Source organism: Streptomyces sp. NPDC050211 (assembly GCF_040656035.1).
Lineage (GTDB): Bacteria > Actinomycetota > Actinomycetes > Streptomycetales > Streptomycetaceae > Streptomyces.
Genome location: NZ_JBFALC010000038.1, coordinates 38692 through 50627 on the forward strand (window position 1 = coordinate 38692; position 11936 = coordinate 50627).

9 protein-coding genes are annotated in these 11936 nt (G+C 70.1%); 2 read left to right on the plus strand and 7 right to left on the minus strand.

Annotated elements, in window-relative coordinates; translation table 11 throughout:
* Together AB0I98_RS30990 and AB0I98_RS30995 are read right to left on the minus strand one after the other, a co-directional pair.
* Window positions 1-684, minus strand: coding sequence for a 4'-phosphopantetheinyl transferase superfamily protein (locus tag AB0I98_RS30990; protein ID WP_362947783.1), 684 nt, complete (start codon window positions 682-684; stop codon window positions 1-3).
* On the minus strand, window positions 632-1540 hold the full coding sequence (locus AB0I98_RS30995) for a metallophosphoesterase (RefSeq protein WP_362947785.1): 909 nt from the start codon (window positions 1538-1540) through the stop codon (window positions 632-634). Before AB0I98_RS30995 ends, AB0I98_RS30990 begins: the two co-directional genes overlap by 53 nt.
* A gap of 294 nt (window positions 1541-1834) precedes the next feature.
* Here AB0I98_RS30995 and AB0I98_RS31000 point away from each other — a divergent pair, with 294 nt between their 5' ends.
* Window positions 1835-2962, plus strand: a complete 1128-nt coding sequence (locus tag AB0I98_RS31000; RefSeq protein ID WP_362947787.1) for an ATP-grasp domain-containing protein — start codon at window positions 1835-1837, stop codon at window positions 2960-2962.
* Window positions 2963-3053: 91 nt separating this feature from the next.
* Here the strand turns inward: AB0I98_RS31000 and AB0I98_RS31005 are convergent, their stop codons facing one another.
* From AB0I98_RS31005 to AB0I98_RS31025, 5 genes are all read right to left on the minus strand, one after another.
* Window positions 3054-3878, minus strand: coding sequence for a sulfotransferase (locus tag AB0I98_RS31005; protein WP_362947845.1), 825 nt, complete (start codon window positions 3876-3878; stop codon window positions 3054-3056).
* A gap of 231 nt (window positions 3879-4109) precedes the next feature.
* Window positions 4110-5360, minus strand: coding sequence for an alpha-L-fucosidase (locus AB0I98_RS31010; RefSeq protein WP_362947789.1), 1251 nt, complete (start codon window positions 5358-5360; stop codon window positions 4110-4112).
* A gap of 156 nt (window positions 5361-5516) precedes the next feature.
* Window positions 5517-8561: a glycoside hydrolase family 38 C-terminal domain-containing protein gene (locus tag AB0I98_RS31015; RefSeq protein WP_362947790.1), complete on the minus strand. Its 3045-nt coding sequence runs from the start codon at window positions 8559-8561 to the stop codon at window positions 5517-5519.
* A gap of 51 nt (window positions 8562-8612) precedes the next feature.
* Window positions 8613-9977, minus strand: a complete 1365-nt coding sequence (locus AB0I98_RS31020; RefSeq protein WP_362947792.1) for a 6-phospho-beta-glucosidase — start codon at window positions 9975-9977, stop codon at window positions 8613-8615.
* Complete coding sequence (locus AB0I98_RS31025) at window positions 9974-10738, minus strand: DeoR/GlpR family DNA-binding transcription regulator (RefSeq protein WP_328371682.1); 765 nt, start codon at window positions 10736-10738, stop codon at window positions 9974-9976. The genes AB0I98_RS31020 and AB0I98_RS31025 overlap by 4 nt, the downstream gene beginning before the upstream one ends.
* A gap of 138 nt (window positions 10739-10876) precedes the next feature.
* Here AB0I98_RS31025 and AB0I98_RS31030 point away from each other — a divergent pair, with 138 nt between their 5' ends.
* Window positions 10877-11896 (plus strand): carbohydrate kinase family protein, encoded by a 1020-nt coding sequence (locus tag AB0I98_RS31030; protein WP_362947794.1) that lies wholly within the window; start codon window positions 10877-10879, stop codon window positions 11894-11896.
* Window positions 11897-11936 lie beyond the last annotated feature (40 nt).

Below are 11936 nucleotides of genomic sequence, written 5' to 3' on the forward strand. Positions count from 1 at the left end.
CTACGCCACGGCCTGGTGGGGTACGGAGACGGCCGTCGCCACCAGGCCGCGCCGGACGGTCCAGCGTCCCTCGAAGTGACGGAGCCGCCGGCCGCCGATCAGCGGTCCGGGGACCAGGAGTTCGGCACGGAAGGCGCCGCCGAGCAGATCGCCGGGGTCCGCGGAGATCTCGATGTCGGCCTCGGTGAAGTCCAGCCACTGCCGGGTGAGGGGGAACCACGCCTTGTACACGGACTCCTTGGCGCTGAACAGCAGCCGGTCCCAGTGGATGTCCGGGTGGTGCGCGGACAGACTGCTGAGCCGCGGTACCTCCGTGGACAGGGACGCGGCGGCCAGGACACCCTCCGGGAGCGGGTCATGGGGCTCGGCGTCGATGCCGATCGAGGCGAGGTCGGTGGCGCGGACCAGGGCAGCGGCGTGGTAGCCCTTGCAGTGGGTCATGCTGCCGACCAGGCCGGCCGGCCAGCCCGGTGCGCCGCGCTCGCCGGGCAGCACGGCCTGCGGCGGCACGCCGAGCTTCTCCATGGCGCGGCGGGCACAGGCCCGTACGGTGGCGAACTCACGGCGGCGCTTGTCGATCGCCCGCGCCACGACCGCCTCTTCCTCGGGGTACAGAGGCGCCGGCTCGTCGTCACCGTACGTCTCCACGACCACCACCGAGGCGGGCAGCAGCTCCTCGATCACCTGGCCCGACCTCCCTGGGCAGAATGCGGCGCAGCGCCCCCGGCTCCTGGGAGCGCTTGCTCCATTCTCGCGGGTATCCGACGGACACCTCTTCGAAGCGGACACCGTCGTGCCAGGTCGTCCGCGGAATGTGCAGATGACCATAGACCATGGTCTGGACCCGGAATCTGCGGTGCCAGTCGGCCGTCAGCCCGGTGCCGCACCACATGGCGAACTCGGGGTACCACAGGACGTCTGTCGGATGCCGGTCCAGCGGGTAGTGGTTGACCAGCACCGTCGGCAGATCGCCGGGCAGCTCCGCGAGCCTGCGCTCGGTGGCCGCGACCCGGGCCCGGCACCAGGCGTCGCGGCTCGGGTAGGGATCGGGGTGCAGCAGATACTCGTCGTTGCAGACGATCCCGGTTCCGTGCGCGTACGCCAACCCCTCGTCCTTGGTCGCGCAGCCTGCCGGGAGGAACGAGTAGTCGTAGAGCAGGAACAGCGGCGCCACGGCCACCGGGCCGCCGGGGCCGTCCCAGATGGGGTACGGGTCCTCTGGTGTGAGCACGCCGAGTTCCCGGCACTCCTCGACGAGGTGCTCGTAGCGGGCGACGCCGCGCAGGGTGACGGGGTCCTTCGGGTGGGTCCACAGTTCGTGGTTGCCGGGAGCCCAGACGACCTTCCGGAAGCGGCCGGCGAGGGTCTTCAGGGCCCACCGCACGTCGGAGACGGTCTCGGAGACGTCGCCGGCCACCAGGAGCCAGTCGTCGTCCGTCTCGGGGTGCATCTTCTCGACGAGGGCTCGGTTCTCCGGGTAGCCGATGTGCAGATCGCTGATGGCCAGCAGCTGTCCGGCACCACCGGCCGTCGACGTCACCTGTTCGCCCCTTCCGCGCACGAATGGCTCCACGACAGCACATCCGCAGCCCCCGGACAAGGCGGATCTCCAGGGCGGGCCGCGCGGGTTATCAGGAGAAGATCGTCCCGTCAGGCAACCTCCCAAAATCCGTAACACGTACGTTGCACGCCGCACCCCCGCGAAGCCGTATGATCGCCCCAACACCACACCACGGACTTCCCTTCATCAGGGGCAGTTTGGTGTTCCCTCGATTCGATCTGGCCGGGCACGGCCTGCTCCGCCGTGCCCGCGAAACCGTGAAAGGCGGCCTGCATGGTCTCTCGCGTACGCGTCTGGCTCAACCGCACGTACGCGGAGAACGTGTTCTTCATGGATCAGCTGCGACGAAATCCCAGCGATCGGGCCGTCGAGATCCATGCCACGCACGGCGATGCCGACTCTCCCGTGCTGGCCGCCGCCGACACCGCCGACTTCGAGCCGGAGGGCCTGTCCCCCGCCGCGTATGTCGAGTACGCCCTGGACCAGTGCGCCCGCCGCGCCATCGACGTGTTCGTGCCGCGTGCGCAGCAGTCGGCGATCGTGGCGCACCGCGCCGACTTCGAGGCGGTCGGTACGGCGGTGCTCGCGCCGCCTCCCGAGGCCGTGGCCGTCTTCCACGACAAGGTGATCGCGTACGAGGCGGTCGAGGCGATCGGCGTGCCGGTGCCGCCGTGGTGGCGGGTGCGGTCGGCGGACGAACTCGTCGCCGCTGTCGAGGAGTTGGAGGCGGGCGGCCACAAGGCGTGCTTCAAGCCGGCGTCCGGCGCGGGCGGGGTGGGCTTCCGCAACATCACCCGCACGCCGTTCTCGATGATGCACCTGAACGGCTTCCCGAGTTCGTACGTCCCTCTCGACCTGGTCGTGCAGGCCGTGCGGCAGTCCGATGAGCCGGTGGACTGGCTGATCATGCCGCGTCTCGAGCAGCCGGAGGTGTCGGTGGACTGCCTCACCGGGCCCGACAACCGGATCCGGCTGGCGGTGGGCCGCACGAAGAACGGACGCCGACGTGGGTTCACTCTGCACGAGCAGTGGCTGGCGCCGGCGCGGGCGATCGCGGAGGGGTTCGGGCTGCACTACCTGTCCAACATCCAGTTCCGGATGTTCGGGGACACGCCGGTGCTGATGGATGTCAACACGCGTCCGGCGGGCGGGCTGCATCAGCTGTCGCTGTGCGGGGTCAACGCGCCTTGGGCGGCTGTTCAGTTGGCGCTCGGTGAGGATCCGGGCGAGGTGGTTCCGCCGTTCCTGGGGCAGGACTACACGGTGGTCTCCGGGCCGCGGCCGTTGCGCACGGTGTCGTTGCCTCAGCAGCGGGAGGCTGTGCCGCTGTCGAGGGTGCCTTCGCCTCCGGCGGTTGAGTCGGTGGAGTCGGGTGCGGCGGCGCAGGCACTGCCGCTCTAGGTTGTCTGCCGGGTGCGGGTTGTCTGTGGCTGGTCGCGCAGTTCCCCGCGCCCCTTCAGGTACGTGTCGTCACCGGCGTGGACCAATCGGCTTAGACCTCGTACCCCCACGCCTTCGCGATCTCCTTCAGGCGCGGCGGGAGTTCGGCGGTCGGGTCGGCGGTGCGGGCGGGCTGGATGCGGCCCGACTTGATGGTGCTGCTCCAGTCGCCGAGCTGGGGGCGGAAGGTGCCGTGGTCCTTGTTGCCGTAGTCGAGCATGCCGCTCTCCCACTCGACGCCGAGGTAGTCGCACAGGGCGCGGGTGGCCTTCTCCGGTTCGGCGGTCAGTTCCTCGTACGTGACGATGTGCGCGTTCCCGAGCTTCTGCCGGGCCTCTTCCAGCTTCTCCGAGTAGTTGAGCACCTCGGCGCGGATGGCCTCGTGGTCGGGGTCCTGGCGACGGTCGGTCAGGGACGCGACGATCGCGCCCGGGTGGCGCAGCAGCAGGATGTAGCGGGCGTTCGGCCAACATCGGTCCAGGCGGGGCCAGATGAGGGTGTTGGGGGGCGTCTTGTCGACGATGATGTCCTTGCCGCTGCGGGTCAGCTCCAGGTGCAGCACCCGGTCCCAGAGGAGGTGCTCCAGCTCGGCCTTGTCGAGTTGCAGCGCCTTCATGGCGTCCGCGGTGAAGCTGCGGGTCAGCTGGACGTGGACGGTGCGCAGATGCATCTCGTGCGGGGCGCGGATCCGGCTGTGGCTGTTCAGCAGCACACGGAGCAGGGTCGAGCCCGAGCGCACCGAGGACAGCACGAAGACCGGCGCCTCCACCAGGCGCGGGGCGATCGGAGCGACGTACGTCGACTCCTTCGGCTTCGCGGCGGGCCGGGGCGACGGAATGGCGTCCAGGGTGCGACGCGGTGGGCTCACCGCCTGCATCATCAGCCTCCCACGGCGCCTCAGCCCCTTGCCGATCGCTGACTTACGCGAGTCTCCCACCGCGACACCTTTCTCTTGCGCCTTACCTTGGCATCTCACGGGCAGTAGGCAAACTCCAAGTGTCCAAGAAGCAAAGCGCCATGGTCACGGACTCCGGGAATTCGGCCGTGACCAGGCGCTTTACCGCTTCCTTAAATCTTCATGGGAGTTCGAGGGACAACGTGTTCACGATCAGAAACGCCCGGCTCCCCGGTACAGCTCCAGTTCGCCGTCCAGCTCGACGGCGAGGACCGTGGCATGCGGGTCGAGGTCCGCCGCGGCGGGCGGTTCGATCCACAGCACGCCCGGCGTCTCGTGCAGGCCTCCGGTGATCCGGTGGGCCAGTTCGGTGCCGCTGCCGAGCACGGTGACCCGGCGCACCGAGCCGAGCAGACCGCGTACGTTGATCTCCGCGCGCGGGGCGTCGAACAGGATCAGATACAGCGTGCGGCGGTCCTTGGAGAGGGTGCTCGGACCGTAGTGATGGCCGGCGGGCAGCCCCCGTTCGGTGCCGTACACCGCCTCCGAGTGCTTGGCGATCCAGTCGCCGAGTCCTTCAAGGCGCTCGGCCTGCTCCCGCGGGATCGTACCGTCCTCCCTCGGTCCGACGCTGAGGAGCAGATTGCCGCCACCGCCGATCGTCTCGGTGAAGTAGCGGACCAACTGGTCGACCGACTTGTGGTTGTGGTCGTGGTGCTGGTGACCCCAGGAGTCGTTGATCGTCAGACACAGCTCCCAGGGGCCCTCGGGCGGGACGACCGGGGCGCCCTGCTCGGGGGTCGCGTAGTCGCCCTCGCTGAGCATGCGGGCGTTGAACACGACGTCCGGGACCTCGGAGCGGATCAGCGCGGCCAGCTCGGGGATGCGCCACTGCTCCTCGCTGCGGTCCCACTCCCCGTCGAACCACATCAGGTCCGGCTTGTAGCGCGACGTGAGTTCGCGGATCTGGCCGTCCCGGTAGACGAGGAAGCGTTCCCAGGCCGACAGGTCCTCGAACTCGGCCGCCACCTCCGAGTACCGGTTGTCCTCCAGCTCCGGCGGGCGGCCCGGCTTGCGCGTGGAGGCGTAGTCGGGGTGGCTCCAGTCGGAGTGCGAGTAGTAGAAGCCGACCTTGAGGCCCTGCTCGCGCAGCGCGTCGGCGTATCCGGATATCAGGTCCCGGCCCACGTTCAGATCGCCGTACGCCGTGTCCCAGAGGGCGACGCCGTCGTGATGGCGGGTGGTCAGGACGGCGTACTTGGCACCGGCGCGGGCGAACAGCTTCGCCCAGTCCCGCGGCTCGTACCGGGAGGCGGTGAAGCGCTCGAACTGCGACATGTAGGTGTCGTACGGGACGATGTCGTCGTAGAACGACCAGGACTCCTGGACGCCGTCGACCGCGTAGATCCCCCAGTGGATAAAGATCCCCAGCTTGGCGTCGGTGAACCACGGCTGCATGGGCACGGCTGAACTCCTCGACGGTTACTTGGATCTTGGGTCACTGCGAAGGAGCAGGGCGGGCACGGCGGCAGCCGAGCCCGCCCCTGCAAGGGGCGCGGGGAACTGCGCGACCAGCCCCCACCGGACCCGCAGTGAACAACCGGCCCCCTTAGCGGAGCGCTACGCGCGAGCGAGACGCAATGTCAGCACCTGGAACGGCCGCAACTCGACCACGACCCCCCCGTCGACAACCTCAACGTGCTCATCCGCAAGCGGACGTTCCAACAGGTCGGTCACCTTCGCTCCGGCCAGCGGGAAGCCGGCGCGCAGGACCCCCTGAGCGCGGCCGCCACGGGACTCGTAGAGCCGGACGACGACATCGCCGGACCGGTCGTCGGCGAGCTTGACCGCCTCGACGGTCAGGCCCTCGCCGTCGACGGAGACGACCGGCTCGGGGGCACCCGCCGCATCCGCCACGCGCAGCGGAAGGTTGAGGGCGTAGCCCTCGGCGACGGCGTCCTCGATGGTCGCGCCGGGCAGCAGCGCGTAGGTGAAGCGGTGGCGGCCCTGGTCGGCCTCCGGGTCCGGGATGCGCGGGGCGCGGACCAGGCTGAGGCGGACCGTGGTCGTCGTACCGCCGTCCTCGCGGACCGTGCGGGAGACGTCGTGGCCGTACGTCGAGTCGTTGATGACGGCGACGCCGTAGCCGGGTTCGCCGATGTGCACCCAGCGGTGGCCGGAGACCTCGAAGCGGGCCGCCTCCCAGCTGGTGTTGGTGTGCGTGGGGCGCTGGATGTGGCCGTACGCGATCTCGGCGGAGGAGTGCGGGGCCCGGATGTCCAGCGGGAAGCCCGCCTTGAGGAACTTCTCGGCCTCGTGCCAGTCGATGTCCGTCTCGAAGTCGACACGGGGGCTGCCGGCGCGCAGGGTGATGGTCTGGGTGATGGTCGAGCCGTTGCCGAAGGACCGGACCACCCGGATCGCGCCGACCAACGGGTCCTGGGCGACGACGGTGATCTCCGAGGCGTCCAGCAGGTCGGTGTAGCGGTTCTTGTAGTGCTTGTCGACGTCCCAGGCGTCCCAGTAGTTGGGAAGGTCGGTGTGGAGGCGGAGCAGGTTGCCCGCGTCGGCGAGGACTTCGCGGTTCGCCTTGAGGTCGCGTACGGAGGCGAGGGTGCCGTCGTCGGCCAGCTCGACGCGGACCAGGCCGTTGTCGAGGACCCGGCCGGCGACTGTGACGGGCTGCGCGGGCGCGGCGGCGACGAGGGGCGCGCTGCCGCTCGCGGGGACCGCCACCAATGTGGCACCCTCCGCCGTGCGCACGACCTCGGCCCGGTCGTACGGGCTCGTGTTGAAAACCCGGCTTCCGCCGCCGCCCAGCGCGGCGACCGCCTCGGCCGTGAGGGCCTCCAACTCCTCCGCCACGCGGGCGTATTCGGCCTCGGCCTCCCGGTGCACCCAGGCGATCGACGAGCCCGGCAGGATGTCGTGGAACTGGTGCAGCAGCACCGTCTTCCACAGGCGGTCCAGCTTCTCGTACGGGTAGGTGTAGCCCGGCGCGTGCAGTGCCGCCGTCGTCGCCCACAACTCGGCCTCGCGGAGCTTGTGTTCGGAGCGGCGGTTGCCCTGCTTGGTGCGGGCCTGCGAGGTGTAGGTGGCGCGGTGCAGTTCGAGGTAGAGCTCGCCGACCCAGACCGGGGCGTCGGGGTACTCCTCGCGGGCCTTGGCGAAGAAGTCGTCCGGGTGCTCGACGACGACCTTCGGGGAGCCCTCCAGGTCGGCCAGCCTGCGCGCCCGTTCCATGATCTCGCGGGTGGGGCCGCCACCGCCGTCGCCCCAGCCGAAGGGGGCGAGGGAGCGGGTGGCGCCGCCCTTCTCCTGGTAGTTGCGGACCGCGCGGGACATCTCCTCGCCGCTGAAGCGGGCGTTGTAGGTGTCGACCGGCGGGAAGTGCGTGAAGATGCGGGTGCCGTCGATGCCCTCCCACCAGAAGGTGTGGTGGGGGAACTTGTTGGTCTGGTTCCAGGAGATCTTCTGGGTGAGGAACCACTCGTTGCCGGCCAGCTTGGCGAGCTGCGGATAGGCGGCGGTGTAGCCGAAGGAGTCCGGCAGCCACACGCCCTTGGTCTCGACGCCGAAGTGCTCGATGAAGAACCGCTTGCCGTGGATGAACTGCCGGGCGACCGCCTCGCCGCCGGGCAGGTTGCCGTCGGCCTCCACCCACATGCCGCCGACGGGGGCCCACTGGCCCTTCTTCACCGACTCCTGGATGCGGGCCCACACCTGCGGGTAGTTGTCGCGCACCCACTCGTACTGCTGAGCCTGCGAGCAGGCGAAGATGAAGTCCTCGTACTCGTCGGCGAGCGCGGTGACGTTCGAGAAGGTGCGGGACGTCTTGCGCTTGGTCTCGCGGATCGGCCACAGCCAGGCGGAGTCGATGTGCGCGTGGCCGACGCCGGAGACGGTGTGCGCGCTCGCGTTGGCGGGCTTCGACAGCACCGGCTTGAGCGCCTCGCGGACCTCGGCCGCCGAGCCGGAGATGTCGTCGAGGTCGAGCAGGTCCATCGCCCGGTCCAGGGCGTGCGCGATCTCGTGCCGGCGCGGGTCGTGCTCGCCCAGCTCCAGCATCAGCTCGCGCAGTACCTGCACGTCCAGGTCGAGGTGGAAGACCTCCTCGTCGAGGACGGCGAGGTCGGCGCGCTGGAAGGTGTAGAGGGGCTTGTCGCCGGCGGTGAGGACGTCGCCCATGGGCGTGGTCTTGGAGAAGTTGTCGGCGAGGATGTCCGGGTTGGAGGCCGCCTCGACCAGGTAGTCGATCTGCTCACCGCCGGTCGCCGGATTGGCGATCGGCACGTACTGGTTGAGCGGGTTGACCGCCTTCAGCGGGGTGCCGTCGGTGCGGTGGACCAGCGCCTCGGCCTGGTTGCCGGGCCAGTCGCCGATGAAGCCGAGGTCGATGACCGCCTCGACGCGCTTGCCGGCCCACTCGGCGGGGATCTGTCCGCGCATCCGGAACCAGGTCGTGCCCCACGGCGGGCCCCACGGGGTGTCCATCGCGAAGGGAGCGTAGGGAGCGGCCGCCGCCTCCTCGAAGGAGACCGGCTCGCCCGGCGCCTGCCAGGCCTCGACCTCGAACGGCACGGTGGCCGCGTAGATCGCGCCCTTGATGCGCTGGTCGTGAAGGCGCTGGACGCGCTCTTCGATCCGTTGGCGTTCGTCGTGCATCAGAGTCTCCAGGGAGCGTGCGGGGAGATGAAGAGCCTGCCGGGAAAGCGCTTACGCAAGATACGTGAGACCAGGGTGGACCTGCGTGTAGCCGTCGACCAGTCTGCGGGCCACGTTCACGGAGTCCACGAGCGGGTGCAGCGCGAACGCCTTCACCGCGGTCGCACGGGACCCGGATTCGGCAGCGGCGAGTACCTCGCGCTCGACCGCCTTCACCGAGCAGACGAGCCCGGTGGCGTGGTCGGGCAGCGGGTCGACGGCGACCGGGTGGGCGCCGTTGGCGTCGACGAGGCACGGGACCTCGATGACGGCATCGTTGTCAAGGATGGACAGCGTGTGCTCGTTGCGCACGTTGAGGATCAGGGTGGTGCGTTCGTCGCGGGCGATGGCCCGCATCAGCGCGAGGGCGACCTTCTCGTAGCCGCCGGAGAGGTCGTCGGCGTCGCGCTCGCCGGCGCCCGCCGTCTCCCGGTTCTCCGCCATGTACGTCGCCTCGCGCTCGGCGCGGGTGCGGTCCCAGGCGAGCAGGGCCGCCGCGCTCGGGTCGCGCATCTCCTCGTAGAAGCGGGCCTGCTGGTCGCGCAGGAAGGCGCCGCGGGTCTGGTGGGCCTCCTGGTAGGCGCGGACGGCTTCCCGGTTGAAGTAGTAGTAGTGCAGATACTCGTTCGGGATCGCGCCCAGCGACTGCAGCCAGTCGGGGCCGAAGAGCTTGCCTTCCTCGAAGGAGCCGAGCAGGCCGGGGTCGGCGAGCAGCCGCGGCAGCTCGTCGCGGCCGGCCACGCGCAGGCCGCGGACCCAGCCGAGGTGGTTGAGGCCGACGTAGTCGATCCAGGCCTCGCGCGGGTTGGCGCCCAGAACGCGGGCGATACGGCGGCCGAGGCCGACCGGCGAGTCGCAGATGCCGATGACGCGGTTGCCGAGGTGACGGGACATGGCCTCGGTGACCAGGCCCGCGGGGTTGGTGAAGTTGATGACCCAGGCGTCCGGCGCGAGGCGGGCCACCCGCTGGGCGATGTCGACGGCGATGGGCACGGTCCGCAGGCCGAAGGCGATGCCGCCCGCGCCGACCGTCTCCTGGCCGAGGACGCCCTGCGCCAGGGCCACCCGCTCGTCGTTGGCGCGTCCCTCCAGGCCGCCGACGCGGATCGCGGAGAACACGAAGTCGGCGCCGCGCAGCGCCTCGTCGAGGTCGGTGGTGGCGGTGACCTCGGGAGCTCCCCCAGCCTCCGGCCGGGAGGTGCCCCCAGGGACGTCCGCCGCCTGCTCGGCCAGGACGCGGGTCACGGCGCCGAGCCGGCCGGCGTCCAGGTCGTGCAGCACGACCCGGGTCACCCGGCCCTCGCCGCGGTCTCCGAGGAGCGCCCCGTACACGAGCGGCACGCGGAATCCGCCGCCGCCCAGAATCGTCAGCTTCAAGGTTGCACCTTTCCTGCCACGAACACGTCGACGCCCGCCTCCTCCAAGGAGGACCGCGTCGCCGTGTCCACGGGAGCGTTCGTCACCACCATGTCCAGGTCCTCGGGACCGCATACCTTCGCCATGCCCGTGCCCGGGAACTTCGCCGAGTCGGCGAGCAGGACGACCCGGTCGCCGGCCTTGATCATGGCGCGCTTGACCGGCACCTCGACGACCGTGGTGTCCATCACCTGCCCGCCCGGGCGCACTCCACTGGTGCCGAGGAAGAGCCAGTCGGCGTGCAGCTGGCGCAGATTGTCCTCGGTGAGGAAGCCGACCAGGGAGCGGTAGTCGCGGCGGACCATGCCGCCGAGCAGGACCAGCTCGATGCCCTCGTCGTCGGCGAGCTCCTCGTAGACCACCAGGTTGCTGGTGATCACGGTGAGCCGGCGGCCGTGCAGCCGGCGGGCCAGGCGGTAGGCGGTGGTGCCGATGTCGAGCAGCACCGACTGACCGTCTTTGATCATCGCCGCCGCATGCTCGGCTATCGCGTCCTTCTCGGACACGCGCACCTCGGCGACCTCGGCGAAGGGCTGGTCGCCCTCCTCCGCGACGGCGCCGCCGTGCACCCGGGTGAGCAGGCCGTCCTCCTCGAGTTTCACCAGGTCACGCCTGATGGTGGCCGGGCTCACACCGAGTTCCTCGGAGAGATCGGTCACGGCTGCGGGGCCACCGGAGCGCAGGGCCCGCAGGATGAGTTGGTGTCGTCGTTCTGCCAGCACGCGGTGAACACTACTCGTCATCTTCAATCATTTCTATGCTCAGTTCTGCTGAGGTATTGACCAATCTCGCCGAGCGGCGCACGATTCCGGTCATCAAAATGACGAGTTTTGACGAGCTCCCCACGAAGGGATGTGCGCGTGGACGACGACAGGCCCGATGTCCTGCTGACCGGGCTGCTCTTCTACGACCTCGTCCTCACCGGGCTCGGGAAGCCACCGACGCCGGGCGAGGAGATCTGGACGTCCGGCATGGGCTGCGGCCCGGGCGGCATCGCGAACCTCGCGGTGGCCGCGTCCCGGTTCGGCCTGCAGACCTCCCTGGCCACGGTCTTCGGCGACGACTTCTACGGCGAGCACTGCCGTGACGTCCTCGCCGACCAGGAAGGCGTCGACCTCTCGCTCTCCCGCACCGCGGACGGCTGGCCCACCCCGGTCACCGTCTCCATCGCGCACGGTCACGACCGGGCCCTGGTCACCCACGGCCAGGAACCGCCGTACTCGCAGGACACGCTGATGGGCGACCCGCCCGAGGCGCGCACCGCCCTTGTGCACATCGAGGCCGAGCCCCGCGCCTGGCTCGGCAAGGCCGCCGCGAACGGCACGCAGATCTACGCGGACGTCGGCTGGGACCCCACCCAGCAGTGGTCCAGCGACCTCCTCGACCAGCTCTCCCTGTGCCACGCCTTCCTCCCCAACGAGACCGAGGCGATGGCCTACACCCGAACCGACAGCGCGGTCGCGGCGCTCGGCACGCTCACCGAACTGGTGCCGGTCGCCGTGGTCACCCGCGGCGGCGACGGCGCGATCGCCGCCGACCAGACCACCGGCGAGTACGCGGAGGTTCCCGCCCTCGACATCGATGTCCTGGACGCGACCGGCGCCGGCGACGTCTTCGGCGCGAGCTTCGTCGCCGCCTCACTCGGCGGCTGGCCGCTGGCGGAGCGGCTGAAGTTCGCGGTACTGGCGTCCGGTCTGTCCGTCCAACACCACGGCGGGGCACTCGCGGCCCCCGGCTGGTACGGCGTCGACCGCTGGTGGCACTCCCTGACCGACCCCGCTCTGAAGAAGGCATACGGCTTCCTCGCGCACCGCATCCCGGCAGACGTCGGACCGCCGGTGCAGCACGCCCCGGTCACCCCGCCCGCACAGCAGCCCTGACCCTCACCCACCCTCAGCACGTCGAACAGGAACAACAGGA

Bases quoted from the DNA above. Each gene is read 5' to 3' on its own strand.
- AB0I98_RS31015 (WP_362947790.1), bottom strand. From the start codon at position 8,561: ATGCACGACGAACGCCAACGGATCGAAGAGCGCGTCCAGCGCCTTCAC.
- AB0I98_RS31000 (WP_362947787.1), top strand. From the start codon at position 1,835: ATGGTCTCTCGCGTACGCGTCTGGCTCAACCGCACGTACGCGGAGAAC.
- AB0I98_RS31005 (WP_362947845.1), bottom strand. From the start codon at position 3,878: ATGCAGGCGGTGAGCCCACCGCGTCGCACCCTGGACGCCATTCCGTCG.